23 protein-coding genes are annotated in these 26,462 nt (G+C 68.1%); 10 read left to right on the forward strand and 13 right to left on the reverse strand.

Going from position 1 to position 26,462, the window contains the following annotated elements; translation table 11 throughout:
• Nucleotides 1–94: 94 nt before the first annotated feature.
• Nucleotides 95–775, forward strand: a complete 681-nt coding sequence (locus MEU52_RS15005) for a DUF1345 domain-containing protein (protein WP_238122340.1) — start codon at nucleotides 95–97, stop codon at nucleotides 773–775.
• A 114-nt stretch (nucleotides 776–889) separates the two neighbouring features.
• On the opposite strand, the gene MEU52_RS15010 is transcribed toward MEU52_RS15005, so the two are convergent.
• Complete coding sequence (locus MEU52_RS15010; protein WP_238122339.1) at nucleotides 890–2,008, reverse strand: L,D-transpeptidase family protein; 1,119 nt, start codon at nucleotides 2,006–2,008, stop codon at nucleotides 890–892.
• 270 nt (nucleotides 2,009–2,278) lie between these two features.
• On the opposite strand from MEU52_RS15010, the gene MEU52_RS15015 reads away from it, so the two are divergent.
• From MEU52_RS15015 to metH, 3 genes are all read left to right on the forward strand, one after another.
• Nucleotides 2,279–3,310: an ArsR/SmtB family transcription factor gene (locus tag MEU52_RS15015; RefSeq protein WP_238122338.1), complete on the forward strand. Its 1,032-nt coding sequence runs from the start codon at nucleotides 2,279–2,281 to the stop codon at nucleotides 3,308–3,310.
• On the forward strand, nucleotides 3,310–4,233 hold the full coding sequence (gene metF / locus MEU52_RS15020; RefSeq protein ID WP_238122337.1) for a methylenetetrahydrofolate reductase [NAD(P)H]: 924 nt from the start codon (nucleotides 3,310–3,312) through the stop codon (nucleotides 4,231–4,233). The genes MEU52_RS15015 and metF overlap by 1 nt, the downstream gene beginning before the upstream one ends.
• Nucleotides 4,234–4,307: 74 nt before the next feature.
• Nucleotides 4,308–8,027 carry a methionine synthase gene (gene metH / locus MEU52_RS15025; RefSeq protein WP_238122336.1) on the forward strand — a complete coding sequence of 1,240 codons (3,720 nt, stop codon included), beginning with the start codon at nucleotides 4,308–4,310 and terminating at the stop codon, nucleotides 8,025–8,027.
• Here the strand turns inward: metH and MEU52_RS15030 are convergent.
• Nucleotides 7,990–8,526: a methyltransferase family protein gene (locus MEU52_RS15030; protein ID WP_238122335.1), complete on the reverse strand. Its 537-nt coding sequence runs from the start codon at nucleotides 8,524–8,526 to the stop codon at nucleotides 7,990–7,992. The genes metH and MEU52_RS15030 overlap by 38 nt on opposite strands.
• 242 nt (nucleotides 8,527–8,768) lie before the next feature.
• Between MEU52_RS15030 and MEU52_RS15035 the strand changes: the two genes are divergently transcribed.
• The 3 genes from MEU52_RS15035 to MEU52_RS15045 are packed head-to-tail and all read left to right on the forward strand — an operon-like array spanning nucleotide 8,769 to nucleotide 11,113.
• Nucleotides 8,769–9,296, forward strand: a complete 528-nt coding sequence (locus tag MEU52_RS15035; RefSeq protein ID WP_238122334.1) for a YeeE/YedE thiosulfate transporter family protein — start codon at nucleotides 8,769–8,771, stop codon at nucleotides 9,294–9,296.
• A gap of 24 nt (nucleotides 9,297–9,320) precedes the next feature.
• On the forward strand, nucleotides 9,321–9,941 hold the full coding sequence (locus tag MEU52_RS15040) for a YeeE/YedE thiosulfate transporter family protein (RefSeq protein WP_238122333.1): 621 nt from the start codon (nucleotides 9,321–9,323) through the stop codon (nucleotides 9,939–9,941).
• Between the two features lie 5 nt (nucleotides 9,942–9,946).
• The gene (locus MEU52_RS15045) at nucleotides 9,947–11,113 is read left to right on the forward strand and encodes an NAD(P)/FAD-dependent oxidoreductase (protein ID WP_238122332.1); all 1,167 of its coding nucleotides are present in this window, start codon (nucleotides 9,947–9,949) and stop codon (nucleotides 11,111–11,113) included.
• 6 nt (nucleotides 11,114–11,119) lie between these two features.
• On the opposite strand, the gene MEU52_RS15050 is transcribed toward MEU52_RS15045, so the two are convergent.
• From MEU52_RS15050 to MEU52_RS15090, 9 genes are all read right to left on the reverse strand, one after another.
• Entirely contained in the window at nucleotides 11,120–11,488 is a 369-nt protein-coding gene (locus MEU52_RS15050) for an ArsR/SmtB family transcription factor (RefSeq protein ID WP_238122331.1), read from the reverse strand.
• A gap of 136 nt (nucleotides 11,489–11,624) precedes the next feature.
• Nucleotides 11,625–12,482 (reverse strand): 16S rRNA (adenine(1518)-N(6)/adenine(1519)-N(6))-dimethyltransferase RsmA, encoded by an 858-nt coding sequence (rsmA, locus tag MEU52_RS15055; RefSeq protein WP_238122329.1) that lies wholly within the window; start codon nucleotides 12,480–12,482, stop codon nucleotides 11,625–11,627.
• Complete coding sequence (gene pdxA / locus MEU52_RS15060; protein ID WP_238122327.1) at nucleotides 12,479–13,543, reverse strand: 4-hydroxythreonine-4-phosphate dehydrogenase PdxA; 1,065 nt, start codon at nucleotides 13,541–13,543, stop codon at nucleotides 12,479–12,481. The genes rsmA and pdxA overlap by 4 nt, the downstream gene beginning before the upstream one ends.
• Nucleotides 13,543–14,457 (reverse strand): peptidylprolyl isomerase, encoded by a 915-nt coding sequence (locus tag MEU52_RS15065; RefSeq protein WP_238122325.1) that lies wholly within the window; start codon nucleotides 14,455–14,457, stop codon nucleotides 13,543–13,545. Before MEU52_RS15065 ends, pdxA begins: the two co-directional genes overlap by 1 nt.
• Nucleotides 14,458–14,730: 273 nt before the next feature.
• Nucleotides 14,731–17,151, reverse strand: a complete 2,421-nt coding sequence (locus MEU52_RS15070) for an LPS-assembly protein LptD (RefSeq protein ID WP_238122324.1) — start codon at nucleotides 17,149–17,151, stop codon at nucleotides 14,731–14,733.
• Nucleotides 17,152–17,234: 83 nt separating this feature from the next.
• The gene (gene lptG / locus MEU52_RS15075; protein ID WP_238122323.1) at nucleotides 17,235–18,326 is read right to left on the reverse strand and encodes an LPS export ABC transporter permease LptG; all 1,092 of its coding nucleotides are present in this window, start codon (nucleotides 18,324–18,326) and stop codon (nucleotides 17,235–17,237) included.
• Nucleotides 18,327–18,330: 4 nt separating this feature from the next.
• A complete protein-coding gene (lptF, locus tag MEU52_RS15080; protein ID WP_238122322.1) occupies nucleotides 18,331–19,494 on the reverse strand; it encodes an LPS export ABC transporter permease LptF in 1,164 nt (387 codons plus the stop codon).
• Between the two features lie 161 nt (nucleotides 19,495–19,655).
• Entirely contained in the window at nucleotides 19,656–20,021 is a 366-nt protein-coding gene (locus MEU52_RS15085) for an ArsC family reductase (protein ID WP_337927142.1), read from the reverse strand.
• 67 nt (nucleotides 20,022–20,088) lie between these two features.
• The gene (locus tag MEU52_RS15090; RefSeq protein ID WP_238122320.1) at nucleotides 20,089–20,778 is read right to left on the reverse strand and encodes a TetR/AcrR family transcriptional regulator; all 690 of its coding nucleotides are present in this window, start codon (nucleotides 20,776–20,778) and stop codon (nucleotides 20,089–20,091) included.
• 609 nt (nucleotides 20,779–21,387) lie between these two features.
• Between MEU52_RS15090 and MEU52_RS15095 the strand changes: the two genes are divergently transcribed.
• From MEU52_RS15095 to MEU52_RS15105, 3 genes are all read left to right on the forward strand, one after another.
• On the forward strand, nucleotides 21,388–22,308 hold the full coding sequence (locus tag MEU52_RS15095; protein WP_238122319.1) for a lipid kinase: 921 nt from the start codon (nucleotides 21,388–21,390) through the stop codon (nucleotides 22,306–22,308).
• Between the two features lie 22 nt (nucleotides 22,309–22,330).
• Complete coding sequence (locus MEU52_RS15100) at nucleotides 22,331–23,071, forward strand: TerC family protein (RefSeq protein ID WP_238122317.1); 741 nt, start codon at nucleotides 22,331–22,333, stop codon at nucleotides 23,069–23,071.
• Nucleotides 23,072–23,217: 146 nt separating this feature from the next.
• Nucleotides 23,218–23,604 carry a hypothetical protein gene (locus MEU52_RS15105; RefSeq protein ID WP_238122316.1) on the forward strand — a complete coding sequence of 129 codons (387 nt, stop codon included), beginning with the start codon at nucleotides 23,218–23,220 and terminating at the stop codon, nucleotides 23,602–23,604.
• A gap of 67 nt (nucleotides 23,605–23,671) precedes the next feature.
• Here the strand turns inward: MEU52_RS15105 and MEU52_RS15110 are convergent, their stop codons facing one another.
• The gene (locus tag MEU52_RS15110) at nucleotides 23,672–24,961 is read right to left on the reverse strand and encodes an NAD(P)/FAD-dependent oxidoreductase (RefSeq protein ID WP_238122314.1); all 1,290 of its coding nucleotides are present in this window, start codon (nucleotides 24,959–24,961) and stop codon (nucleotides 23,672–23,674) included.
• A gap of 75 nt (nucleotides 24,962–25,036) precedes the next feature.
• Entirely contained in the window at nucleotides 25,037–26,440 is a 1,404-nt protein-coding gene (locus MEU52_RS15115) for a glutamine synthetase family protein (protein ID WP_238122313.1), read from the reverse strand.
• Nucleotides 26,441–26,462: the final 22 nt, after the last annotated feature.

Consider the following 26,462-nt stretch of genomic DNA (forward strand, 5'->3'; position numbering starts at 1 on the left):
CCCCCGGGGCCACCATATAAGCACAACCCCATGAAGATCACGCAGATGTGTAAGATACTTAAGGCGTGAGCGTCGCGATGGTGGAGACCGGGGCATGAAAGAGAGGGAGGGGGCCGCGGCGCGGCCGCCGCTGCTGGCGCGGCTGCTGCGGGCACATCTGCGGCTGACGCTGGCGGTGGCCACCGCCGCGCTGGTGTTTGTGCTGCTGCCGCCGGCGCTGGGGCATGACGTGCGCTTCCTCGCCAGCTTCGATGTGGCGGCGGTGCTGTGGCTGGCGCTGGCGCTGCATCTGGTGGTCTCCTCCGATGCGGCGGTGGTGCGCCGGCATGCGGAAGCCGCCGATGAAGGGGCCTGGGCGGCGTTTCTCATCGGCCTGGTGGCGAGTTTCGCCGGGGTGGTGGCGGTGGCGCTGGAAGCCCATGCCTCAGGGGAGGGGACGGCGCACCGCCTCGCGCACATTCCCCTGGTGGTCAGCACGCTGGTGCTGGCCTGGCTGTTCTTCCACGGCGTCTTCGCCTTTCATTATGCGCGGGAATTCTATCGGCCCGAGGTGGCGGACGCCCACCCCATGCTGAAATTCCCCGGCACCGGCGAGCCGGATTATTGGGACTTTCTCTATTTCGCCTTCAACATCGGCACCGCGTCACAGACCGCCGATGTCTCCATCACCTCGCCGCGGCTGCGCCGGCTGGCCCTGGGGCACCAGATCGCGTCCTATCTCTTCAATGCCACCATCATCGCCCTGGGCGTGAACGTGGCGGCCGCTCTGGTGTGAGGCACAAAATCAATGTGACGGGCAAAGAAAAAGCGCGCTCGCAGGAGCGCGCCTTGTTTTTCGGGAGACAGCTCTTGCCGCCTGTCGATCGGGCGGCGAGCGCCGGATCGATGGTCAGCGCTGCGCTGCGGCCACCGGCACCGCCGCCGGGGCCATGCTCGCCTGAGCCGGGCTCGACACCGGCTTCGGCAGGATCACCACCTTGGTGCCCACCTTCACCCGGTCATAGAGGTCTTCCACATCGTTGTTCAGCATGCGGAAGCAGCCCGAGGACACGAACTTGCCGATGGTCTGCGGCTCGTTGGTGCCGTGGATGCGGTAGACGGTGCCGCCGAGATACATGGTGCGGGCGCCGAGCGGGTTGCCCGGGCCGCCGGCCATGAAGCGCGGCAGGTAGGGCTGGCGCTGGATCATCTCCGCCGGGGGCCGCCAGTCCGCCCATTCCTTCTTGGCGCTCACCCGCTCGGTGCCGGCCCAGGTGAAGCCTTCGCGGCCCACGCCGATGCCGTAGCGGATCGCCTTGCCGTTGCCCATCACGTAATAGAGGTACGTATTGGGGGTATCGATGACGATGGTGCCAGCCGGCTGGGTGGTCACATAGTCCACCGTCTGGCGGCGGAAGCGATCCGGCACCGGCTCGGCGGGATCCACGTCCTCGATGCGCGGGCCGGACGGCGCCTCCTGGGTGCCGGGCACGACGGCGGCGTTGGATTCATAGACACCGGCCGGTGGGGCGGCATTGGTGGGATACTGGCTCTGGCCATAGGTCTGCTGGCCGGCGTTGCCCTGCTGATAGGCAGGCTGGCCGTAAGGCGGCTGCGGATAGGCAGTGGCTGCCGGCTGCTGTTCGTAGCCCTGCTGCGGATAGGCCGACTGCGGATAGGTGCCCTGCTGCTGCGGATAGGCGGGCTGCGCCGGCTGCGGATAGCCGGTGGAAGCCTGCTGCTCCTGGCCGCCGTAGGACGGCGCCTGCTGATAGCCGGGGGGCGGCGCCAGATTGGTGCGCTCCACGCCATCGGCGGCCGCATTGGAGCCGCCGCGCGCATAGGGATCGCTGTAGCCGGGAGGTGCCGCGCCATAGGTGCCGCTGACGCTTCCGGGCGGCACATCCGCAGGAAGTGCCCCGGTCTCGTCGCGAGAGGGGTAGCCCGGATACGCGCTCTGGGCAAAAGCCGGTGCCGACAGCACGGTGGCCCCAAGGGCAGCGAGAAGGAGTGAGTGGCGCAAGGTCATGACAGAGGTGTTAACCCTGAAACGTGACGAAATTGGAAACGGCGCAAAGGAAATTTCGACACGCTGAGGTGGTAGCTGTACGCCCGATGCTGCCCCGCGCAACGTCAAGCACATGCCCCGTTCACAGCCGTTTAGCGCCGCCTCGTCGGGGAGGCAACGCACGTGGATGCAACGCCGCATATCGTGATCGGAATGGGTCGGTTCTGGGGCGGGGCACGGTGCCGCATCGGTGCTTGAAATTCTCCTCGCTCAAGATATAAGCATATCCTTATGTCTGACTCTGAGCCGCCGCGCCTGTTGTTCGCCTCCCTGCTCGATGCCCTGAAGGCGGCGGGGGAGGAAACGCGCCTGCGTCTTCTGGCGGTGCTGGGCGAGGCCGAGCTCACGGTCTCCGATCTCACCGAGATCCTCGGCCAGTCCCAGCCGCGCATCTCGCGTCACCTGAAGCTGCTGGCGGAGGCCGGGCTGGTGGAGCGGCATCGGGAGGCCAGCTGGATCTTCTATCGCCGCACCGCCGACGGGCCGCTCGCCGAGGTGGCCGGCCGCCTCTTCGATCTGCTGGATCCGCGCGACGGCGTGCTGGCGCGCGATCGCGAGCGGCTGGAGGCGGTGCGGGCGACCCGCGCCGCCGCCGCCCAGGCCTATTTCGCCGCCCATGCCCGCGAATGGGACGAGATCCGCAGGCTGCACGTGCCGGAAGCGGCGGTGGAAGCGGCGGTGCGGGCGAGCTTCGCCGATGCGCCCATCCAGTCGCTGCTCGATCTCGGCACCGGCACCGGGCGCATGCTGGAATTGTTCGCCGGCGGCATCGATCGGGGCATGGGTCTCGACCTGTCGCCGGAAATGCTGGCGGTGGCGCGCACCCATCTGGAGAAAGCCGGCATCCGCAACTGCCTGCTGCGGCAGAGCGACATCTATGCCGTGCCGGCACCGCGCGATTCCTTCGATGCGGTGATCGTGCACCAGGTGCTGCATTATCTCGATGACGGCGGGCGGGCGCTCACCGAGGCGGCGCGGGTGCTGAAGCCCGGCGGCCGGCTGCTGGTGGTGGATTTCGCCCCCCACGATCTCGAATTCCTGCGCGAGGCCCATGCCCACCGGCGGCTCGGCTTCGCGCGCGAAACGGTGGAGGCCTGGCTGATCCAGGCCGGCCTCGTGCCGGAACGGTTTCAAACCCTGGCGCCCGAACATGCGGGCGAGCAGGGGCTGACGGTATCGCTGTGGCTGGCGCGTGATCCGCGCGCCGGCGCGGCCGGGCAGGCGCCGGTTTCCGAGGGCGCCGCCGACAGGGAGGTGGCGTGATGGCGGGCGAAGTGCGGGCGAGCCGGGAAACCGGGCGGGCGCCGGTGACGGTGTCCTTCGAGTTCTTTCCCCCCAAGACCGAAGAGATGGAGAAGACCCTGTGGGCCTCCATCGGCCGGCTGGCGCCGCTTCAGCCGGAATTCGTCTCGGTGACCTATGGCGCCGGCGGCTCCACCCGCGAGCGCACCCACGCCACCGTGGCGCGCATCGTCAAGGAAACCACCCTCGCCCCCGCCGCCCATCTCACCTGCGTCAACGCCACGCGGGACGAGGTGGATGCGGTGATCCGCGCCTATGGCGAGGCGGGGGTGAAGCATATCGTGGCGCTGCGTGGCGATCCGCCCGCCGGGGTGGGCACCCGCTATGAGCCGACGCCGGGTGGCTATGCCTATGCGGCGGACCTGGTGGCCGGCATCAAGCGCATCGGCGATTTCGAGGTGTCGGTCTCGGCCTATCCGGAAATGCACCCCGAAAGCCCCTCCATCGATGCCGACATCGAGGTGCTGAAGGCCAAGGTGGATGCCGGCGCGACCCGCGCCATCACCCAGTTCTTCTTCGAGAACGACGTCTATTTCCGCTATCTGGACAAGGTGCGGGCGAAGGGCATCGACATTCCCATCGTGCCCGGCCTGCTGCCGGTGACCAATTTCAAGCAGGCCTCGAACTTCGCCACCCGCACCGGCGCCACGGTGCCGGCCTGGCTGCTCAAACGGTTCGAGGGGCTCGACGACGATCCGGAGACGCGCAAGCTGATCGCCGCCGCGGTGGCGGCCGAGCAGGTGACGGACCTCGTTGATCGCGGTGTCACCGATATCCATTTCTATACGCTGAACCGCGCCGACCTCGTCTATGCCATCTGCCACCTGCTGGGCCTGAGGCCGAAGGTGCCGGGCGTGGCGGCGGCGGAGACGCGCGCGGGGTAGCTGGTCCCGCGCCCCGTTGTTCGACATTTCATCTCACGGCGGCCGCTGATGCCGCCCGTAGCCCGAGATCGATCATGAGCTCTTCCGACGTCTTTTCCGCCCTCACCGCCGCCGCGCGCGAGCGCATTCTGGTGCTGGACGGCGCCATGGGCACCATGATCCAGGCGTTGAAGCTCGACGAGGCGGGCTATCGCGGCACCAGGTTCAAGGACTGGCCGCGCGACGTGAAGGGCAACAACGACCTTCTGAGCCTCACCCAGCCCGACGCGGTGCGCGAGATCCATCTCAAGTATTTCCGCGCCGGCGCCGACATCGTCGAGACCAACACCTTCTCCGGCACGACCATCGCCCAGGCCGATTACGGCATGGAAGAGATCGTCTACGAGCTGAATTTCGAGAGCGCCCGCCTCGCCAAGGAAGCGGCGATCGCGGCGGAGCAGGAAGACGGCCGCCGCCGCTTCGTCGCCGGCGCCTTCGGCCCCACCAATCGCACCGCCTCCATCTCGCCGGACGTGAACGACCCCGGCTTCCGGGCGGTGACCTTCGATGATCTCGCGAAAGCCTATGGCGAGCAGGCCCGCGGCCTCATCGCCGGTGGCGCCGACATCCTCCTGGTGGAGACCATCTTCGACACGCTGAACGCCAAGGCGGCGATCTTCGCCATTGAGGGGCTGTTCGACGAATTGGGCCTGCGCCTGCCGGTGATGATCTCCGGCACCATCACCGATCTGTCGGGCCGCACCCTCTCCGGCCAGACGCCTTCGGCCTTCTGGTATTCCCTGCGCCACGCGCAGCCCTTCTCCATCGGCCTCAATTGCGCGCTCGGCGCCAAGGAGATGCGCGCCCACATCGCCGAGATCGGCCGGGTGGCCGATACGTTGGTGTGCGCCTATCCCAATGCCGGCCTGCCCAACGAGTTCGGCCTCTATGACGAGAGCCCGGAAGCCATGGCGGCGCTGGTGGGCGAGTTCGCCACTTCCGGTCTCGTCAATATCGTCGGTGGCTGCTGCGGCACCACGCCGGACCACATCGCCGCCATCGCCGGGGCGGTGAAGGGCGTTCGCCCCCGCGCCATTCCGGAGCTGGAACCGCGCCTGCGCCTCTCCGGCCTGGAGCCGTTCGAGCTGACCCGCGAGATCCCGTTCGTGAACGTGGGCGAGCGCACCAATGTCACCGGCTCGGCGCGGTTCAGGAAGCTCATCACCAATGGCGATTTCCCCGCCGCGCTGGCAGTGGCCCGCGACCAGGTGGAAAACGGCGCCCAGGTGATCGACATCAACATGGACGAAGGCCTGCTGGACAGCGAGGCCGCCATGATCACCTTCCTCAACCTCGTCGCCTCCGAGCCGGACATCGCCAAGGTGCCGGTGATGGTGGACAGCTCCAAGTGGGACATCATCGAGCAGGGGCTGAAGCGCCTGCAGGGCAAGGGCATCGTCAATTCCATCTCGCTGAAAGAAGGCGAGGCGGCATTCCGCGAAAAGGCCCGCCTGGTGCGCCGCTACGGCGCCGCGGTGGTGGTGATGGCGTTCGATGAAGAGGGCCAGGCCGACAGCTACGCGCGCAAGACCTCCATCTGCAAGCGTGGCTATGACATCCTCACCGGGATGGGCTTCCCGCCCGAGGACATCATCTTCGATCCCAACGTGTTCGCGGTGGCCACCGGCATCGAGGAGCATGCGGGCTATGGCGTCGCCTTCATCGAGGCCACCCGCTGGATCCGCCAGGGACTGCCTTATGCCCATGTGTCGGGCGGTGTCTCCAACCTCTCCTTCTCCTTCCGCGGCAACGAGCCCGTGCGCGAGGCCATGCACGCGGTGTTCCTCTACCATGCCATCCAGGCGGGCATGGATATGGGCATCGTCAATGCCGGCCAGCTCGCGGTTTATGACGAGATCGAGCCGGAGCTGCGCGAGGCCTGCGAGGACGTGGTGCTGAACCGCCGCGCCGATGCCACCGAGCGGCTGCTGGCGCTGGCCGAGAACTTCAAGGGCCAGGGCCGGGAGAAGAAGGAGCAGGACCTCACCTGGCGCACCTGGCCGGTGGAGAAGCGGCTGGAGCACGCTCTGGTCAACGGCATCACCGACTATGTGGAGGCCGATACCGAGGAAGCCCGCGCGCGGGCCGAACGGCCGCTGCACGTGATCGAAGGGCCGCTGATGGCCGGCATGAACGTGGTGGGCGACCTGTTCGGCGCCGGCAAGATGTTCCTGCCCCAGGTGGTGAAATCGGCCCGCGTCATGAAGCAGGCGGTGGCCTATCTCATGCCCTTCATGGAGAAGGAAAAGGCCGAGCAGGGCCTCACCGCCGCCTCGGCCGCCGGCAAGATCCTCATGGCCACGGTGAAGGGCGATGTCCACGACATCGGCAAGAACATCGTCGGCGTGGTGCTGCAGTGCAACAATTACGAGGTCATCGACCTCGGCGTCATGGTGCCCACGGCCAAGATCCTGGAAACCGCCAAGGCTGAGAAGGTGGATGTCATCGGCCTCTCGGGCCTCATCACCCCGTCCCTGGACGAGATGGTGAACGTGGCCGCCGAGATGGAGCGCGAAGGCTTCTCGCTGCCCCTTCTCATCGGCGGCGCCACCACCTCGCGGGTGCATACGGCGGTGAAGATCTCGCCCCAATATGAGCGCGGCCAGGCGGTCTATGTCACCGACGCCAGCCGCGCCGTGGGCGTGGTCTCGAGCCTGCTCAATGCCGAGACCCGCGGCCCCTATGTGGCGGACATCCGCGCCGAATATGTGAAGCTGGCCGAGGCCCACGCCCGCGCTGACGCGAACAAGCAGCGGGTGCCGCTGGCCAAGGCGCGGGAAAACGGGCTGAAGCTCGATTTTTCCGGCTATGTCCCGCCCCGGCCGCAGCTGCTGGGCACCGAGGTGTTCGAGGATTACGACCTCGCCGACCTCGTGCCCTTCATTGATTGGACGCCTTTCTTCCAGTCGTGGGAGCTCACCGGGCGTTACCCCGCCATTCTGGACGACAAGGTGGTGGGTGAGCCCGCCCGCGCCCTGTTCAAGGATGCCCAGGCCATGCTGGCCAGGATGGTGGAGGAGAAGTGGGTGACCGCCCGCGCGGTGATCGGTTTCTGGCCGGCCAATGCGGTGGGCGACGACATTGTGCTGTTCCGCGACGAGAGCCGCGCCAACCCGCTCACCACCCTGCACACCCTGCGCCAGCAGCTGGCCAAGCGGGAGGGCCGCTTCAACCTGGCGCTCGCGGATTATGTGGCGCCCATGGAAAGCGGCGTCGCCGATTATGTGGGCGGCTTCGCGGTGACGACGGGCATCGGCGAGGAGGAGCGGGTGGCCGCCTTCAAGGCCGCCAATGACGATTATTCCGCCATCCTGCTGAAAGCCCTGTGCGACCGCCTCGCCGAGGCGTTCGCCGAGCGCATGCACCAGCTGGTGCGCACCAAATACTGGGGCTATGCGCCGGAGGAAGCGCTGTCGAACGAGGCGCTGATCGCCGAGACCTATCGCGGCATCCGCCCGGCGCCCGGCTATCCGGCCCAGCCCGACCATACGGAGAAGGGCACGCTGTTCGCGCTGCTGCACGCCACGGAAGAGGTGGGCATCCGCCTCACCGAGAGCTACGCCATGTGGCCGGGGGCGGCGGTGTCCGGCTTCTATTTCGCCCACCCGGAAGCCGCCTATTTCGGCGTCGGCCGCATCGAGCGTGACCAGGTGGAGGATTACGCCGCCCGCAAGGAATGGACGGTGGCGGAAGCCGAAAAGTGGCTCGCCCCCATCCTCAACTACGATCCCACCCGCCAGGCGGCTGCGGAATAGGGCGGGGGCGCCCGATCCAGCGCGGCACCCGCGCCGCATAAGAGGTGAAGGCGGGGCCGAACTTGGCCGCGAGGTGCCATTCCTCGCGGCGGGCGGCGAGACGGTCGGTGGCGAAGGCCGCCACCAGCGCGGCGCCCATCAGCCAAGCATTGCTCAGGACCAGACCGATCCCCAGCACCAGCAGCGTATTGCCCAGATAAATGGGGTTGCGCGTGAGCGCGAAGGGCCCGTGGGTGACCAAGTGGTCGGCTGCGCGGTGGGGCAGGATGTTGGTGTGCGCGCGGCGCAAGGTGTGCAACGCCCAGAAATCGAAGCCCAGCCCCGCCGCCGCAACCAGCACGCCGGTGCCGCGCAGGGGCCAGCCGATCACGGCGGCTGGCCACCCCACCGGCACGAAGGCCTGAAGACCGAGCCCGGCGACGAGGGCGGCGCCATAGATCAGCGGCGGCCAGGGAAGGCGGTTGGGCCGCGTTGCGGCATGATCGGGCATGGATGTCATGATGACTTCCCTCTGGCACCGGTGCGGGCGCTCGGCGTCGGCGGCATTCGAGCAGCCCATCCCATTAGCGCTGTTCATTGAAGCATAACCTGCGGGGGACGATCCGCGTGCGGCGCGTTCGACCGGGTGCCGCCGTGGGGCGACGGCCTCTTGCCAAAACATTCAAATCATATAATTTCATTTTCTTGAATATATAGGCCTGTGCCCCGGTGGCCGGTCCTGCCTCTCGCGGAGAGCTTCCCATGCGCATGTGTTCCCTGCGCCAGAAGGCGTGGTCGCCTTATGTGGCGGGCATCATCATCGGTCTGCTGCAGGTGCCGGCCTTCCTTCTCATCTCCACCGCCCTCGGCGCCTCCTCGTCTTATGTGACGGTGGGCGGCTACATCGCTGCCCTGTTCGATCCGGCGGTGGTGGGCATTGATTATGTGGCCAAGCACATGGCCGCTACCGGCAAGAACTGGTGGCAGGTGGCCCTGGTGGTGGGGGTGGCGCTGGGCGCCTTCCTGTCCATGAAGCTGTCGGGCGCCAAGCGTCAGGCCATCTCCCCCATCTGGGGCCGGGCACTCGGCACCCACAGCCCCGTGGCGCGTTATGCGATGGCCTTCGGCGCCGGCTTCCTGATGCTGTTCGGCGCCCGGGTGGCCGATGGCTGCACCTCTGGCCACGGCCTATCGGGCATGGCGCAGATGGCGGTCTCCTCCACCATCGCCGTCGCCTTCATGTTCGTGGGCGGCATCGCCACCGCCGTCCTCGTGCTGCGCCGCATCTGACCCGCGCCTTTCGGGAGAACCTCCATGTCCGTCTTTCCGGCCATTCTCATCGGTCTCGCCATGGGCGTCGTGTTCGGCTTCGCCTTCGAGAAGGCCCGGGTGTTCGAGCCCGGCATGATCGTGGGGCAGATGCAGCTGCGCAACTTCACCATGCTCAAGGTGTTCCTCACCGCGGTGGCCACCGGCGCCGTGGTGCTCGCCGCGCTGCAGGGTTTCGGCCTCATCAAGCTCGCCCCCAAGGCCACCTTTTACGCTGCCGATATGCTGGGCGGCCTGGTGCTGGGCGCCGGCATCACCCTGGCGGGGGCGTGCCCCGGCACCATTCTGGCGCAGATCGGCGCCGGCTATCGCGATGCCTGGTTCACCCTGGCCGGCGGCCTCGCCGGCGCCATCGCCTTCAGCTATGCGGAGCCCGCCTTAACGCCGCTGCTGTTCACCGGCGGCCCCGGCAGGCTCACCTTCATGGACCTGACCGGCCTGCCCTATCCGCTGCTGGCCGCGGGCTTCGCCGTAGTGCTGGTGGGTGCGCTGGTGGCTCTGGAGAAGTGGCGGCCCTGGCGGGACGATCTCGGTGCTGACGTGGATGGCGACTTCGCCGCCGCCCCCGAGGCGCCCGTGTCCGCCCGCCTGAAGGCAGCGGAGTGAGCGCCATGGCCGCCGCGCAGGCCGCGCCCGGCGCCGGCGAACGGCGCATCGTCATCCTCGGGGCGGGTTTCGCCGCTTTGACCGCGGTGCGGGCGCTCCGACGCGCCGGGGTGCGGGCGCCCATCACCCTGGTCTCGCCCTCGGCGACGCTGACCTATCTGCCCAGCCTCATCTGGATTCCCGCCGGGCTGCGCCAGGGGGCGGATCTGCAGGTGCCGCTGGCGGACTTCTTCGCCCGGCACGGCGTCACCCACCTTGCCGGGCAGGTGGAGGCGGTGAGCGATGGCGGCCGCATCGTCGAGACCTCGGCCGGCCCGGTGGCCAACGACATGCTGCTGATCGCCACCGGCGGCCGCTATATCCGCAAGCTGCCCGGCATCGAGCACGCCATCATCCCCTGTTCCGGCATCGCCGCTGCCGAGGCGGTGCGCGATCGCCTGGCGAACATGGCGGGCGGCACCATCGCCGTGGGATTCGGAGCCAATCCCAATGAGCCCTCGGCAGTGCGCGGCGGGCCCATGTTCGAATTCCTGTTCGGCATCGACACCCTGCTGCGCCGCCAGGGCCGGCGGGAACGGTTCGAGCTGGTGTTCTTCAACCCCTCCACCCAGCCGGGCCAGCGGCTGGGGCCGAAGGCCGTGGGCGGGCTTCTGGGCCAGATGGCGCGGCGCGGCATCACCACCCGGCTCGGGCACAAGATGGTGCGCTTCGACGCCCATGAGGTGGTCACCGAGGGCGGTGCCTTCGCCGCCGACCTCATCTTGTTCATGCCCGGTCTGACCGGGCCGGCGTGGCTGGAGGCGAGCGGCCTGCCCAGATCCCCCGGCGGCTTCATCGTCGCGACGGAGACCTGCGCCGTGCCGGGCCTCGAACGGGTCTATGTGGCGGGGGATGCCGGCTCCTTCCCGGGGCCGGACTGGATGCCCAAGCAGGCCCATCAGGCCGATCTTCAGGCCGAGGCGGCCGCCCGCAACATGGCGGCGGAGTTGGCCGGCCGCCCGGCCACCGCCACCTTCAAGCCCGAGCTGGTCTGCATCGTCGACACCCTCGACGCGGGCATGCTGGTGTTCCGCAACACGAGGCGCAATTTCGCTCTGCCGCGCCTTGGCCCCTTCCACCACCTCAAGCGCCGTTTTGAAACGCACTATCTCAAGGCCTATCGCCGGGGCTGAGGGGGCTCAGGGCGCCGCCTTGCGGCCGCAGAAGATGTCGTAGATCACCGTCAGCACCCGCTGCACATCCTCGCTGGCGAGGCGATAGAAGACCGCCTTGCCGTCGCGGCGGGTGGTCACCAGCCCGTCGAGCCGCAGCCGCGCCAGCTGCTGGGAGACCGCCGGCTGGCGCAGTGAAAGGATGGTTTCCAGTTCGGTCACCGAGCGCTCGCGCTCTGACAGAAGGCAGAGCAGCAGCAGTCGGTGCTCGTTGGCCAGGGCCTTCAGGAAGGCGCTGGCATCGCGGGCATTGCCCATCATGGTTTCGATCGTCGGCGAAACCGCGCCGGCGCGGCACAGCTCGCCGGCATCTGGTGGCGATCCAGTGGGGACCATGTGTGTCTACCTTGATCGAGACCGCCGCCCGCGTTGCGGGCCGCACTCCATTCAGCCGGTGGGCCGGTGATCACGCGGCGCGGGACCTCCCTGGCCGTGACGACCCTTCACCGCCGGCTAGCAAAACCTGCGCCAATCATGTGGTGGCGGCATGGCGCGCCGCGAAGGCGTTGGCCAGCGCCACGAACCCGTCGACGTCGATCTCCTCCGCCCGCGCCGTCTCCGCGACGCCCGCCGCCGCCAGCAGCGGCAGCGGATCGCCGCCCAGCGACTTGAGGCTCTGCCGCAGCATCTTGCGGCGCTGGCCGAAGGCGGCTTCGGTGACCCGCTCCAAGGTCGCCAGCGCACAGGGCGCGGGGCTAGCGCGCGGCACCAGGTGCACCACCGACGAGGTGACCTTGGGCGGCGGCACGAAGGCGGAGGGGGCGACGTCGAAGGCGATCCGCGCGGTGGTGCGCCAGCCGGCCAGCACCGCCAGCCGGCCATAGGCCTTGCTGCCCGGCGCGGCGACGATGCGCTCCGCCACTTCCTTCTGGAACATGAGGGTCAGTGAGGTGAACCACGGCGGCCAGGGGTCGCTCGACAGCCAGCCCACCAGCAGCAGGGTCGCGACATTGTAGGGCAGGTTGGCCACCACCCGCGCCGGCTGGCCCTCCAGCAGCGGCAGCACGTCCACCTTCAGGGCATCGCCCTCGATCACCTGTAGCCGGCCCGGATAATGGTCGGCTACTTCCGCCAGGGCATCGAGGCAGCGGCGGTCGCGCTCGATGGCGATCACCCGGCGGGCGCCGAGCGCCAGCAGCGCCCGGGTGAGGCCGCCGGGACCGGGGCCCACCTCCACCACCGTGGCGTCCTCCAGCGGGCCCGAGGCCCGGGCGATGCGCCCGGTGAGGTTGAGGTCCAACAGAAAATTCTGGCCCAGGGACTTCTGGGCGGACAGCCCATGGCGACGGATGACGTCGCGCAGGGGAGGCAGGTCGTCGAGGGCGCTCACGGCGTGGGAACCTGATGGCGGGATGGGGCAGGCTGCGCCCGGGTGTCGGCCCGTTCCGCCTGGGTATCGGCCAGCCGCCGCGCCAGCCGCAGGGCGGCCATGAGGCTGGTGGGTCGGGCACGTCCGGTACCGGCGAGATCGAAGGCGGTGCCGTGGTCGGGCGAGGTGCGGATGAAGGGCAGGCCCAGGGTGACGTTGACGCCGTCGTGGAAGGCCAGCGTCTTGGCGGGGATCAGCACCTGGTCGTGATACATGCCCACCGCCACGTCATAGGTGGCGCGGGCCTCGGGATGGAACAGGGTGTCCGCCGGCAGCGGGCCGCGCGCGTCGATACCGGCGGCGCGCAGCTGTGCCACCGCCGGGCGGACCACGTCCTCATCCTCGCGGCCGAGGGTGCCGTTCTCGCCGGCGTGCGGGTTGAGCCCGGCGAAGGCGAGCCGGGGCGCCGCCAGCCCGAAGCGCCGCTGCATGTCGCGGGCGATGATGTGGCCGGTCTCTACCAGGAGCGCCGGGGTCACGAGATCGGGCACCTGGCGCAGCGGCACATGGATGGTGGCGGGCACCACCGCCAGCGCCGGCGACCAGATCATCATCACCGGTCGCGGTGCGGCGCCGCCGGCGTCGGTGGCGCGATGGGCGAGATATTCGGTGTGGCCGGGAAAGCGAAAGCCGGCCGCGTACATCACCGACTTGGCCAGGGGATTGGTGACAAGAGCCGCTGCGCTGCCGGCGCGCACCAGGTCGATGGCGGCGTCGAGGCTGGCGAGCACGCTGGCGGCGCTGGTGGCGTCGGGCTGGCCGGGGGCGGCGGTGGCGCTGGGGCCCGCCGGCCAGACCGGCAGGGCGGCGGCGCCCAGGGCCTCCGCCGGCCGGGTGACGATGGCGATGGGGATGTCCAGGCCCAGCTCACCGGCACGCCGCGCCAGCAGATCGGGATCGCCGGTGGCCAGGAAGGCGGGCAGGTCGGCGCGGGCCTGCCAGGCCCGCAGGATGAGCTCGGGGCCGATGCCCGCGGGCTCTCCGGTGGTGAGGACGAGCGGGCGGTCCGCGGGCTGGCCCATCAGCGGTACTGAATCAGCGCGCCCTTGCGCAGCTCCGCCAGCAGCTTGCTGCTCACCGAATTGAACTGCTTGCTGGAGAGCTCGTCCTTGATCTCGCGCTTCTGCGGGCTTTCCCCGCGCACCTGGCGCTTCTCGCAGACGGCGAAGGTCTCGACGCCGGACTGGCTGACTTCCGGCGGGGTCAGACGGCCGACGGCGGTCTGGTCGAAGATCTTCTGCAGCGCCGGCGGCATGTCGGAGGAGAGGCGCAGGGCCGGCGGCCGCACCACCACTTCGCGCAGGCCCTTGAGCATCTCCAGCCCGCTTTCGCAGCCGTTGAAGCGGGCCCGCACCGAATTGGCCTCGGCGAGGCGGGCGCCGTGGCCGTTGGAATTGCGGGGCACCACGAAGATGATGGGGCGCAGCACGTATTCGGTGGCGGTGAGCGAGGTCTCACCGCGCTTCTGCAGGGCGGCGATGACGTCGGCATCGCGAATGGTCACTGAGCCGGCGCGGCTGCGCACATACTGGCCCCAGACATAGTCGGCGGCGAGCTTGGTCTTGAAGGCCTCGGGATCGAGGCCGCCCTGGGACAGGCCGGCGGCGAGCTGCTGCGCCGTGCGGCCGGAACGCTCGGCCACGCTGGCGAACAGGCGATCGGCGTCCTTCTGGTCGATGGTGGTCTTCAGGTAGCGAACCTGCTGGATCTTGAGGCGATCGTCGATCAGCTGCTCCAGCGCCTGCTTGGGCGAGATGCTCTTGCGGTCCAGGAGTTGAACGAGGCGCTGGCGCTGCGTCACGTCGTAGGAGGTGATGGGGTCGCCATTCACCATGACCACCACCTTCTGGGCCAGGGCGGTGCCCGGGGCGAACAGCGGCAGCAGCAGCGCGAGTGCGAGCGTCAGGAGCGGGGCGAGGCGAAGAGGAATGCGCATGGTCCTTATCCGAACGCGGCAAGCGACATACGGTCGGCAAGAGGAGGGAACCCCAGATCTTTGCCGGGGCGCTGTGGCACGAATGGGGCCAAGGTCTGGAGCCACGACCAGGGGCCAAGGCCGGACATCAGCGCCTGCAGCGGGCCCGGCGGCGAAGGAAGCGCCCTGCAACGGCAAGAGGACCACAGCGGGAACGCCCCGCCGGACACCGCGGGCAACGCAATGCCCGCAGACTAGCGTTTCAGCCGCAGCGGCTCAAGACCGCAGCGGCATTCACTGGCTGGTGTCGCCGCTGCCCGAGCCGAACGAGGTGGAGAAGCCGCCTTCGCCGAGGGTGCGCAGGCCGATCCGCAGCATCACCTTGTTCACCGGATCGCCGCCCGGACCGTTCACCGTGTAGTCGGTCACATAATTGAGGGCGAAGGTCAGGCAGTCGTCGATATAGCTGAGGCCGATCAGCGTGTAGTCGAAATCCGACTCGGCGATATTGTAGCGGACGCCGCCGCTGATGGTCCAATTGTCGGTCAGCTTGTAGCCGGCGGTGGTGTAGATGCCTTCGCGCAGCTCGTAATAGCCGAGCAGCGGCTGCGGCTCATAGCGGCCATAGGTGACCGAGACGCCCAGGCGATCGATCTGGCCGCGCCCCTGCAGCTCCAGCCGCTGCAGGGCGAAGTCCTCGTTGTCGAAGCGGAAGCGGGAGACGAACTCGAGCTGCTTGGTGGGCGAATAGCCGAACCGGGCCACATAATCGGAGGTGGTGGTCTCCAGCCCCGATTCCAGGCCGGTGTTGGCCATGTCGCCATAGGCGTAGGAGTTCTTGCCGAACAGGCTGTAGGACTGGCCGACCAAAGCGTTGACGGTACCGAAGCCGCGGATGACCGCATTGTAGGTGATACCCACATTGGCGCGGCTGCCGCCCTCGACCCGGTCATAGCCGGAATACTTGCTGAGCTCGAACAGGTTGGTGTCGTCGAACACCAAGCTCTGGGCGTCCTCGTTGGGGAAGGAGCCGATGTCGGTCTCGTTCGGGCGGATGATGATCTGCGCCCGCGGCTCGATGGTCTGGGTGCCCCAGCTCTCCGCGGAGATGAAGGGATAGCGGTAATCCAGACCGATCGCCGGCATGCCGCGAATGAGATCGTCGGAGCCGGACATCAGCGGATTCTGCCCGGCATAGGAGCTGCCATACATGTAGTTGTAGGGCAGCTGGTCGATGTTGACGGAGGCCACGTCCACGCGGGCGTTGACGAACGGCGTCCACATCTGGCCGGCGGAATCGGTGATGGTCTTCTTCCAGTAGAGCTCGGCGGACAGGCGCGTGTAGTCGCCCGGCGCGCCGCGCAGCAGGCACTGGGTGGGGTTGGGATTGGCCAGGGTGCAGGAGCCGGTGGGAATGCCGGTGGCGCCCACCGCCGAATCCCAGGACGACATGCCGATGAAATCGGCCTGCTCACGGGTCAGGCTGGTGAGGTTCACCTTGATGCCCGACTCGCCGCCCCACAGGGGCTTGTCGAAGACCTTGCTGTAATTGAGCGAGCCCACCACCGGAATGCGGTCCTGGTCGTCGGTCACCGACATGCCGAGGAAGTACATGCCGCGCAGATCGAAATAGGACCGGTCGCCCTGGCCGGTGAGGTACACCGATGACGTCTTGGTGGTGATGGTGTCGCCGGAGATGTTGTAATCGCGCAGGAAGGTGCGGTCCGACACCAGGGCGCCATCCCAGCCGAAGGTCCAGAACTTGTTAATCGCGAAGGCGCCGGAGGTCTCGATGGCGCCGCGATTGTCGCGATAGCCCGGCAGATAGTCCGGCAGGCCACCGGCGGTGGTGCTGATGAACTGGTCCTTGTCCTGCTGGATGATGCCGGAGGCGCTGATGGTGTAGCTGCCATTGGCCAGGCGCTGGCGCCACTCACCCTGCATCAGCACGCCCTGCTTGGTGGTGTAGGCGGGCGTCAGGGTGAGGTCGCGGTCGGGCGCGATGTTCCAGAAGAACGGCGTCGCCACCCCATAGCCGATCTGGCTGGACGAGAAGAACTCCGGCATCAGGAAGCCGGTCTTGCGCTTCACCGTCGGATCGGGGGACGACAGGTATGGGAAATAGGCCACCGGCAGGCCGAAGAACTCGACCGTGGCGTCCTTGTAATAGATCATCCGCTCGTCTTGGTTGTGGATGATCCTCTTGGCCTTGATCTGCCACAGCGGCGGCTTGCTGGGGTCGTCCTTGCACGGCTCGCAGGCGGTGTAGACACCATTCTGGAAGACGGTGACGTTGCCCTCCGTGCGATCGGCGCGGATGGCGGCGAAATGGGTCTTGTCCGGGGTGTCGAGCCGCAGAGAATCGATGAAGCCCTGCTTGAAGTCCTGGGTCAGCTGCAGGTTGTCGGCCGTGATGACCTTGCCGTCCTTGTCGGTCAGGCGGACATTGCCCTGCGCGTGGAGCTGATTGGCCTTGCGGTCCAGAATCACGCGGCGCGCCTCCAGGGTGGCGCCATCGTAATAGATCTGGACGTTGCCGGCCGCCGCGACGGTTTCCTTCTGGAAGTCGTATTCCATCTGGTCGGCCGTCACCAGCATCTTCTGGTTCGGGTCGATCTTCCGGTTGGGCATGATCTCGCTGCCCACCGCGCCACTATTCTGCGCGGCGGCGGGGGTGGCGAGGCCGGTCAGGCACAGCGCGAGCAGGGCGGCCACCGCACACGCAACACCGCTCCGCCGCTGCGTCCACGCGGGGCGATTGGGGTGCGTCGTTGTCGCGGCGGGGTGCAGAGCGACCCTCATCCGTCCTCCCGATACAACAGAATGACAGCCCCCATAACAATTCCGGCTACTGCTGGAAACCACGCTGCAGCAACAGGATGAACGATTCCTGCATCACCGAGATCCTCGGCGAGCTTGGTCCCAACATAAAGCAGAAACCCTGCCGCCACGCCACCGAGAATCGTCTGGCCCACCCCGCCGAAGCGGAACACGCGCAGCCCCACCACTGCGGCGATCAGCACCATGGCCACCAGCAAAAGCGGCCGCGCCAACAGGCTCTGCAGCTGCAGCCGATAGCGAGTGGCGCCGAAGCCGGCCTGTTCTGCACTGCGAATAGCAGAGGGCAGTTGCCAAAATGGCACGGTCTCCGGCGCGATCAGCGAATCCTGCACCTGGGAGGGATCGAGATTGGTGGCGATCTCATAGGTGTCGAAGTGTTGCAGGTCCTGGCCCGGAATGAGCACGCGGGCGTCGCGCAGGATCCAGGCGCCCTCGCCCAGGGTGGCCGAGCGGGCCTCGACGCGCTCCATCAGCCGGTCGTGCCTGTCGAACTCGTACACCACCACCGTCGACAGCTGGCGCCCGCCCTGGGAAGAGGCGGCGGCCTGGATGATGGCCTGGCCGTCGACGCTCTGCTGGCGCACCCAGAAATCGTCCTTGCTTGGCCCCAGAAGGGTGCCCGATCCGCCGAAGATCTCGCTTTCCAGCTGGTTCGCCCGCTCCTTGAAATCGGCGGAGAGGGGATTGAACACGGTGGTGGCGAACACGCCGATGAGAAAGGCCACCAGCACCGGCGGGGCGATGAACTGCCAGACCGACAGCCCCACCGCGCGGGCCACCACCAGCTCCAGGCGGCGGGACAGCAGGACGAAGGTGGCGATGCCGCCGAACAGCACCGCGAACGGCAGCAGCTGCTCGGTGAAGGCGGGGGCGCGGTAAAGGGTCACCAGCGCCACCATGGCGGCGGAGACGTTCTCGCGGTCGGCGGTGCGCCGCGCCATCTCCAGGAAGTCCACCAGCATGATGAGGCCGACGCAGGCGAAGAAGATCAGCCCCACGGCGGCGGCGAAGCGCCGGGCGAAATAGAGGCCGAGGGTGCGTCCGATCATGGCGTCACGACGCTCCGCCGCGGGCCAGCCGCTGCTTCAGGGCCTCGAGCGGCCCGTGGGCCCAGGCCGGCATGGCGAACTGCAGCCGGTCGCTCAGCACCAGGGCGCACAGGGCCACCACGATCAGCGGGAAGATGTAGATCAGCGGCACCGCCAGGGCGTGGCTTCGCAACTGGCCGGCGATGGCGAAATTGCCGATCTGCACCGCTGCCATGGCGGGAATGATGGCGAGGAGCGCCATGCCGCGGCTCTGGCGGGTGGTGCGCGGCCGGGCCAGCGCCGCCGCGGCGATGGCGAAATAGGCCAGCGGATAGAGCCCCGCCGACAGGCGCTTGTGCAGCTCCTCCCGGAACCGGCCGGGGAAGAACTTCTGGAAGAAGTCGTCGGGGGCCGGGTTCAGGATGTAGGCGAGGGGGCGCTCGGTGGGCCGGATGGCGGTTTCCTTGCTGCTCGGTGCCAGCGAGGACAGATCGAGGGCGTAGCGCTGGAATTCCACCACGGAGGTGCTGTTGTTCTTGGCGTTGCCGGTGTTGCGGCGGTGGATGGAGCCGTTCTCCAGCACCAGGAAGGTGCCGGCCGGGCTATCCACGATCTGCCCGCGATCGGCCAGATAGGTGGAGATTTCCTTGTCGCGGGCGTCGTTGATGAAGATGCCCTGCATCACCCCGTTGGCGGCGCGCTCGCGGACATGGAAGATCAGTCCCGGGGTCAGGCTGATGAAGCGGCCCGGCTGGGCGACGAACGACACCACGTCGGCGCGCACCTTGGTCACCTGGTCGCGAAAGGCGGCGAGGCTGGTGGGCACGATGACGACGGCCAGAGCCGCGCAGAAGGCGGAGACCAGCAGGGCGAGGATGATCAGCGCCCGCAGCACCCGCCACGGGCTCATGCCGGCCGCCGCCATCACCACGATCTCGCTGTCGCCGTTCAGCTTCAGCAAGGTGTAGGCGGTGGCGATGAACAGGGCCGCCGGGGCGATCACCAGCACCAGCGTGGGCATGGTGAGGCTCGTGATGGCGATGAAGGCGAGGATCGTCTGGCCCTGGCTGGTGACGAGGTCGAGCTGGCGCAGCGCCTGGGTGGACCAGATCATGCCGGCCAGCACCACCACCACGCCGGCAAACGCGATGGCGGCGGTGGAGAAGATGTAGCGATCGAGACGGCCCATCAGTCATTCACCAGATGCACGGAACCGCCCGCTGCTCACGCATGCCAGTTTCAAGCGGGCCCTGGATAGCGGCAAGGCTCGGTCGGCGCAATTCACCCAGCGTTGCACGGTGAGCGTGTATCGCGGGCAGGCGGCAGCGCGCGGCAATGCGTTGGGCGGGCTCAAGCGGCGGTTCCGTTGAATGCGGTCTCGTAGTCCTGCGGCTTGAAGCCCACCAGCAGGCGGCCCTGGTGCTCCAGCACCGGTCGCTTGATCATGGAGGGCTGCGCCAGCATGAGGGCGATGGCCTTGTCGGCATCGAGGTCCGCCTTGTCGGCCTCGGGCAGCTTGCGGAAGGTGGTGCCGGCCCGGTTGAGCAGCACCGGCCAGCCCAGCTCCGCCACCCAGCCGGCGAGCCGCGCGCGGTCGATGCCCTGGGTCTTGTAGTCATGGAAGGTGTAGGCGACGCCATGGGCGTCGAGCCAGGTCCGCGCCTTCTTCATGGTGTCGCAGGCCTTGATGCCATAGAGGGTGCTGCCGTCGGCCACGTGGTCTTCCTTCAATCGCGCGTTCGCCGGAGCGGCGGGCGAGGGGCGTTGCCGCTCGATCTGCACGTCAGTCCGCTCGACGTTTGGCGCCATAGGCGCTCATGAACATGTAGACGGCGCCCTTCACCACCTTGGCGGTGTGGGCGGGATCGGGCTGCTCCGCATTGCCCATCAGAATGGGCACGGTCACGCCGTCCTTGCACAAGGACAGGAACTGGCTGGCGGCCTGCTCGGCATCGGGAATGACGAGATCCCCCTGCTCGACGCGGGCGTTGAGATAGTCGGAGAGCCGGCGGATGCCCTGGCAGGGGCCGGCCTCGAAGAAGCGATGGGAGATCTGCGGAAACTTGCTGCCGATGGCGATCACGGTGCGCAGCGTGGCCATGTGCTCCGGCCGCACCATGGCGGCGATGAAGGAATGGCCGAGCTTGGTGAGCACCTTCTCCACGTCGGGCTCGTTGCGGTCCAGCACGAACATGCGTTCGGCGGTCTCGTTGCACTCGCTCGCCACCAGGGCGGCAAACAGGTCTTCCTTGTTCTGGAAGTAGACGTAGAGCGTGCCCTTGGAGACCCCGGCGGCGCGGGCGATGTCGCCCATGCTGGCGGCATCGAAGCCGCGCTCAAGGAAGACCTGGCGGGCGCCGGAGAGGATCTGGCGACGCTTCTCGGGATCCTGGCCCGCACCGGGCGAGCCCTCGCGCAGGTCGCACGCCTTGGCGTGGGCGCTGTCCGGGGCGCTGAGGTCGCTGGTGGTCACCTGTTCAAGTCCTCTTCGTTTCCGCCCGTTCTTGCGGCAGCGCGGGGGTTCACGCAAGTCCGCCCCGCAAGTCCGCCCCGCAAGTCCGCCCCGCGCTGGCGATGGACAGTCCTCCGCCCCGGTCAAAAAACTGACCGAACCGTTCGGTTCCCTCTTGCCATACCCAAAGAGCTGGTTTAAGTCAAAGTCAGTTCGACCGAACCGTTCGGTCAAATCCGTGGTTCCGCAACCCACGGACTGATCGGACTGAGGGAGGAGGGCACCGCCCCCGCTCTCCTCCCTCAAAATTCTTCGGCGAATCCGCAATTCCCCGCATTTCAGACCGTATCGCGCCGCCATTCGGACGCATGAGCGTGGGTGTGCCGCTGTCGCGGGATCAAGGCTGCGGCATCCTGCCACACCTGGCATGCCTTGGCGCAGGGGATGCAGACCCTACCTTGAGGCAGACCGATCCGGGCCCCTCTGGCGCGACGCTGCCGTCGCGTGATGTCGGATCGTGGTTTGCCGGGCATGAGCCTTCGGTGGTGCGCGCGCTGCAGTGCGGCGACCGCCGCCTGGTGTCTCCTCCCGGCACATCGCGTGACCCGAGGACCCAGGATCGAGCCGCCTATGACTGCACCGCCCTTGCGCCGGCGTGCGCTGCTTCTCATCAATCCCCGCGCCCGACAGGGCGACATGCCGCTGGACGCGGTGCGCGGTGCTCTGGCCGCCGGCGGCATCAGCCTCACGGACGGCGCTTGGCCGGGCGACGCCGGCGGGCCCAAGGGGCTCAGCGATCTGGTGCGGCACGCGGCGCCCCATCATGATCTGATCATTCTGGGCGGCGGCGACGGCACCCTCAATTCCGCGGCCGAGGGCCTGTTCGATACCCAATTGCCGTTGGGCGTGCTGCCCTTGGGCACCGCCAACGATTTCGCGCGCACCCTCGGCATTCCCACCGATCCGCTGGCCGCCGCACGGGTCATCGTCGCTGGCCGGCCGCAGGCCGTCGATCTCGGCGACGTGAACGGCCACCCTTTTCTCAACGTGGCCAGCGTCGGCTTCAGCGCCGATCTCGCCCGCGCCCTCACCGCCGACGCCAAGAAGCGCTTCGGCGTGCTGGGTTATGGGGTGGTGGCGGCCCGACTGCTCTGGCAGTCGCGGCTCTTCACCGCCTTCATCGAGCACGACGGCACGGTGGAAACCGTGCGCACCCTGCAGGTGTCGGTGGGCAACGGCCGCTACTACGGCGGCGGCATGGCGGTGGAGGCCAGCGCCACCGCCGACGACGGCCAGCTGGATTTCTACAGCCTGGAGGTGGCCCATTGGTGGCGCCTGCTGGGGCTGCTGCCCAGCCTGCGCCGCGGCACCCAGGGCCAGTGGGCCGATGTGCGGGCGTTCCGCACCACCGAAGTGGTGGTGCGCACCAGCCGTCCCCGCCCGGTGAACACCGACGGCGAGCTCGTCACCTTCACCCCCGCCCATTTCCGGGTCCGGCCCGGCGCCCTGCGCGTCTACGCGCCGGATGCCCCCGCCCCATTCCTGTTCTGACCCCCATTCGAGGCGAAACGTCATGGATTATCTGTTGCAGCTGGCCGCCGATCCCGGGGCCTGGGTGGCCCTGGTCACGCTCATCGCCATGGAGGTGGTGCTCGGCATCGACAATCTGATCTTCATCTCGATCCTCACCAACAAGCTGCCGGCGCAATATCGCGCCAAGGCGCGCCGCATCGGCATCGGTCTGGCGCTCATCCTGCGCCTCGCGCTGCTGGGCACCGTGGCCATCATCGTCACCCTCACCACGCCGGTCATCACCGTGTTCGGTCACGGCTTCTCCTGGCGTGACATCATTCTGCTGGCCGGTGGCCTGTTCCTGGTGTGGAAGGCCACCAAGGAGATCCACCACAATGTGGATCCCCACCCCAACGACGACATGTTCGATTCCAAGGTGTCCCTGGGCTTCGTCGCCGCCATCGCCCAGATCCTGATGCTGGACCTCGTCTTCTCCGTCGACAGCATCATCACCGCGGTGGGCATGACCGAGCATATTCCGATCATGATCATCGCCGTGGTGGTGGCGGTCACTTGCATGCTGCTGGCCGCCGGACCCCTGGCCCAGTTCATCGAGGCCAACCCCACGGTGGTGATGCTGGCCCTCGGCTTCCTCATCATGATCGGCATGACGCTGATCGCGGAAGCCTTCGGGGCCCATGTGCCTAAGGGCTATGTCTATGCCGCCATGGGCTTTTCCGCGGCCATCGAGGCGCTCAACATGGTGGCGCGCAAGCGCCGCGCGCGGCTTGAGCAGGGCTGATGCGGGGCCGATGCGGGGTGGCCGCGCGTGTCGCGGCCGCCACCCCTTGCGACAGCGGTAACCCTGGGTTCTAAAGGGAGGCCGCCGTCGCCGCGGTTGCCGGCCGAGGACCCACCCGGCCGGCTGCAGACGCAAGAGGTCAGCTCATGGGCACCATTCTTTCCCGCATGTTCGCGGTTCCCGGGCTTGCGGCGCGCCGCGCCACCATGGTGGCCGCCGCCGCGATGGGGGCGGGGCTGCTGGCCGCGCCGGCGGCGCAGGCGCAGACCTGCCTGGAGCAGATCGTCGTCGTCCAGCAGCAGTTGAAGAACCAGGTTCCCCAGACCCGGCAGCCGCCGGCGCAGCAGCAGAGTGTCGCCGCGCAGGATGCCCAGCAGCCGACGCCCGGCTCGCTGGCGGCGGCGGGCGTCACGCAGCCGGAATCCGGGCCACTGGGGGCGCTCAACGCGGCGATGAACCTGCAGGCCGCCGGCGATGAGGCGGGCTGCCTGAAGGCGCTGGCCGAGGCCCGCCGCCTGGGCGGGCTCGACTGAGGACGGTTGGACGACGGAGGTCTGCACGGGGCGGGCCCAAGGCGGGCCCAAGGCGCGCCGTCACGCCCTAGAGGCGGTCGCGCAGGGCGTAATAGCTGAGGCCGGCCACCAGCAGCGGGTAACGCAGGGCGGTGCCGCCGGGAAACCGCGGCACCGGCAGCTTTTCCAGCAGGTCGAAGCGTTCGATCTGCCCGCGCACCGCTTCGGCGAGGATCTTGCCGAACAGCGGCGCCAGCGCCACGCCATGGCCGCTGTAGCCGGCCGAGACCAGCACGTGGTCGGACATGCGCCGCACGAACGGCAGCCGCGTCAGGGTGATGCCCAGCACCCCGCCCCAGCCGTAGTCGATGCGCACGTCGGCGAGCTGGGGAAACACCCGCAGCATGAACGGCCGCACGAATTGCGGCACATTGCCATGCAGGTTGCGGCGATAGCTTTCGCCGCCGCCGAACAGCAGCCGGCCATCCCGCGACAGGCGGAAATAATTCACCACGAAGCGGCTGTCGGCCACCGCCGCGCCATCGGCGATGATGCCGGCGGCGCGCTCTCCCAAGGGCTCGGTGGCGGCAATATAGTTGCAGATGGACATGACATGCTCGTCCACCCGGTGGTCGAGCCCGTCCATGAGGCCATTGCCGCATTCCAGCAGGAATGAGGCCTTCACCGTGGCGCCGGTGTCGGTGGTGAGGGTGACGCCGTGCCAATCCTCGAAGCCCGACACACGGGTGTGCTCGTGGAGGCGCACCCCGGCCCGGGTGCAGGCGGCGGCGAGGCCCAAAGCGAAATTGAGCGGGTGGAGATGGCCGCCCCCATGGTCGTAGACGCCGCCATAATAGCCGGGCGAGCCCACCAGCGCCCGCACCTGCGCTTCGTCGAGGGGCTCCATGGCGTCATAGCCATAGGTGTCCTGCAGGTGGCGGGCATAGGCGTGGCTCTCGGCCACGTAATGGCGCTTGTGATCGGCCAGGATCAGCCCGTCGGTGAGGTCGCAGGAGATGTTGTGCCGGGCGATCAGGTCGCGCAGCAGGGTTTTCGAGTCCTCGGCGAGCTCCCAGAGCTTGCGGGCATCGTCGAGGCCCAGTTCCGCTTCGAGATAGTCCTGGTGGCGGCGCTGGCCGGAATGGATCTGCCCGCCGTTGCGGCCCGACGCGCCGGAGCCCACCTGCGAGGCCTCCAGCAGCACCACGTCGAAGCCCGCTTCCGCCAGATGCAGCGCCGCCGACAGACCAGTGTAGCCGCCGCCCAGCACGCACACATCCGCCCGGGTCTCGCCCTGCAGCGCCGGATAGGACGGAATGGCGTTGGCGGTGGCCACATACCAGGATGCGGGATGCGCCATGGGGCGGGGGGACGACATGGTCTGCTCCGTGCTGTGGCGTCCGCGCAGGCGTGAGGCCGGGGGCGCGCGGGGGAGGCCGCCGCGCGCCGTGGCTCACACGTTCAGCAGCAGATATTCCCGCTCCCAGGGCGAGATCACGCGCATGAAGGTCTCGAACTCCGCCTGCTTCACCGCCGCATAGGTGGCGACGAAGCGCTTGCCGAGCACCTCCGCCAGGGGCTCGGCCTCCTCGAATGCCGCCACCGCCTCCAGGAGGCCGCGGGGCAGGTCGAAGTCGAGGTCCTTGGCGTCGCCCTCCAGCGGATCGGTGGCGCGCAGCCCCTCGACCATGCCCAGGTAGCCGCAGGCCAGCGAGGCGGCGATGACGAGATAGGGGTTGGCGTCGGAGGACGGCACCCGGTTTTCCACCCGGCGCGCCGCCGGGGTGGAGGGCGGCACCCGGAGGCCGGCGGTGCGGTTGTCATAGCCCCACTGCAGGTTGATGGGGGCCATGGAATCGCGGGTGAGCCGCCGGTAGGAATTCACATAGGGCGCCAGGATGCACATCACCGCCGGCAGATACTTCTGGTGGCCGGCAAGGAAGGAGAAGAATTCCGGCGTCGGATCCCCCTCGTCGTCGGAGAAGATGTTCTTGCCGGTCTGGGTGGAGATCACCGACTGGTGGATGTGCATGGCGCTGCCCGGCTCGTTGGCGATGGGCTTGGCCATGAAGGTGGCGTAGATCTTGTGGGCGAGCGCCGCCTCGCGGATGGTGCGCTTGAACAGGAACACCTGATCGGCCAGCACCAGCGGATCGCCGTGGCGCAGGTTGATCTCCATCTGCGCCGCGCCGTCCTCGTGGATCAGGGTGTCGATCTCGAGTCCCTGCGCCTCCGAATAATCGTAGATGTCCTCGAACAGCGCGTCGAACTCGTTCACCGCCTGGATCGAATAGGACTGGCGGCCGATCTCCGGGCGGCCGGAGCGGCCCACCGGCGGCTTCAGCGGATAGTCGGGATCGGTATTGGGCTCCACCAGATAGAATTCGATCTCCGGCGCCACCACCGGCTTCCAGCCCTTGGCGGCATAGAGATTGATGATGTGCTTGAGCACGTTGCGCGGCGCGATCTCCACCGGGCGGCCGTCACGGTGGAAGGCGTCGTGGATCATCTGGGCGGTGGGGTCCTGGGCCCAGGGCACCGAGCACAAAGTGGAGAAATCCGGCTCCAGCACCAGGTCGCTGTCCGCCACCACCGAATCCACCAGCCCCTCATAGGAGGGGTATTCGCCGGAGATGGTCTGCAGGAACACCGACAGCGGCAGGTTCATCACCGGCGAGGAGAAGAATTTCGAGGCCGGCATGATCTTGCCGCGGGCGACGCCGGCAAGATCCGGCACGGTGCACTCGATCTCGGTGATCTCCCGCGCCGCCATCCAGGCCTTGGCCTCGCTCAGGGAGGCGGCCCCGTGGGGCGCGTCGGCCGCATGTTTGCCCGCCAGCTTGCTGCGTTTCGACATGATGTCCTCAAGCGTGACCTGC

Source organism: Xanthobacter sp. NM-25, assembly GCF_022138605.1.
Taxonomy (GTDB): domain Bacteria; phylum Pseudomonadota; class Alphaproteobacteria; order Rhizobiales; family Xanthobacteraceae; genus Xanthobacter.

What these genes read in the sequence shown, in the direction of transcription:
- MEU52_RS15010 (WP_238122339.1), bottom strand. Translation starts at nt 2,008, where the DNA reads ATGACCTTGCGCCACTCACTCCTTCTCGCTGCCCTTGGGGCCACCGTG.
- pdxA (WP_238122327.1), bottom strand. Translation starts at nt 13,543, where the DNA reads ATGGGCCAGCCCGCGGACCGCCCGCTCGTCCTCACCACCGGAGAGCCC.
- MEU52_RS15100 (WP_238122317.1), top strand. Translation starts at nt 22,331, where the DNA reads ATGGATTATCTGTTGCAGCTGGCCGCCGATCCCGGGGCCTGGGTGGCC.
- MEU52_RS15050 (WP_238122331.1), bottom strand. Translation starts at nt 11,488, where the DNA reads ATGGTCCCCACTGGATCGCCACCAGATGCCGGCGAGCTGTGCCGCGCC.
- MEU52_RS15105 (WP_238122316.1), top strand. Translation starts at nt 23,218, where the DNA reads ATGGGCACCATTCTTTCCCGCATGTTCGCGGTTCCCGGGCTTGCGGCG.
- MEU52_RS15065 (WP_238122325.1), bottom strand. Translation starts at nt 14,457, where the DNA reads ATGCGCATTCCTCTTCGCCTCGCCCCGCTCCTGACGCTCGCACTCGCG.
- MEU52_RS15115 (WP_238122313.1), bottom strand. Translation starts at nt 26,440, where the DNA reads ATGTCGAAACGCAGCAAGCTGGCGGGCAAACATGCGGCCGACGCGCCC.
- MEU52_RS15015 (WP_238122338.1), top strand. Translation starts at nt 2,279, where the DNA reads ATGTCTGACTCTGAGCCGCCGCGCCTGTTGTTCGCCTCCCTGCTCGAT.
- metH (WP_238122336.1), top strand. Translation starts at nt 4,308, where the DNA reads ATGAGCTCTTCCGACGTCTTTTCCGCCCTCACCGCCGCCGCGCGCGAG.
- MEU52_RS15035 (WP_238122334.1), top strand. Translation starts at nt 8,769, where the DNA reads ATGCGCATGTGTTCCCTGCGCCAGAAGGCGTGGTCGCCTTATGTGGCG.
- lptF (WP_238122322.1), bottom strand. Translation starts at nt 19,494, where the DNA reads ATGGGCCGTCTCGATCGCTACATCTTCTCCACCGCCGCCATCGCGTTT.
- MEU52_RS15030 (WP_238122335.1), bottom strand. Translation starts at nt 8,526, where the DNA reads ATGACATCCATGCCCGATCATGCCGCAACGCGGCCCAACCGCCTTCCC.
- MEU52_RS15045 (WP_238122332.1), top strand. Translation starts at nt 9,947, where the DNA reads ATGGCCGCCGCGCAGGCCGCGCCCGGCGCCGGCGAACGGCGCATCGTC.
- MEU52_RS15005 (WP_238122340.1), top strand. Translation starts at nt 95, where the DNA reads ATGAAAGAGAGGGAGGGGGCCGCGGCGCGGCCGCCGCTGCTGGCGCGG.
- lptG (WP_238122323.1), bottom strand. Translation starts at nt 18,326, where the DNA reads ATGATCGGACGCACCCTCGGCCTCTATTTCGCCCGGCGCTTCGCCGCC.
- MEU52_RS15095 (WP_238122319.1), top strand. Translation starts at nt 21,388, where the DNA reads ATGACTGCACCGCCCTTGCGCCGGCGTGCGCTGCTTCTCATCAATCCC.
- metF (WP_238122337.1), top strand. Translation starts at nt 3,310, where the DNA reads ATGGCGGGCGAAGTGCGGGCGAGCCGGGAAACCGGGCGGGCGCCGGTG.
- MEU52_RS15040 (WP_238122333.1), top strand. Translation starts at nt 9,321, where the DNA reads ATGTCCGTCTTTCCGGCCATTCTCATCGGTCTCGCCATGGGCGTCGTG.
- MEU52_RS15110 (WP_238122314.1), bottom strand. Translation starts at nt 24,961, where the DNA reads ATGTCGTCCCCCCGCCCCATGGCGCATCCCGCATCCTGGTATGTGGCC.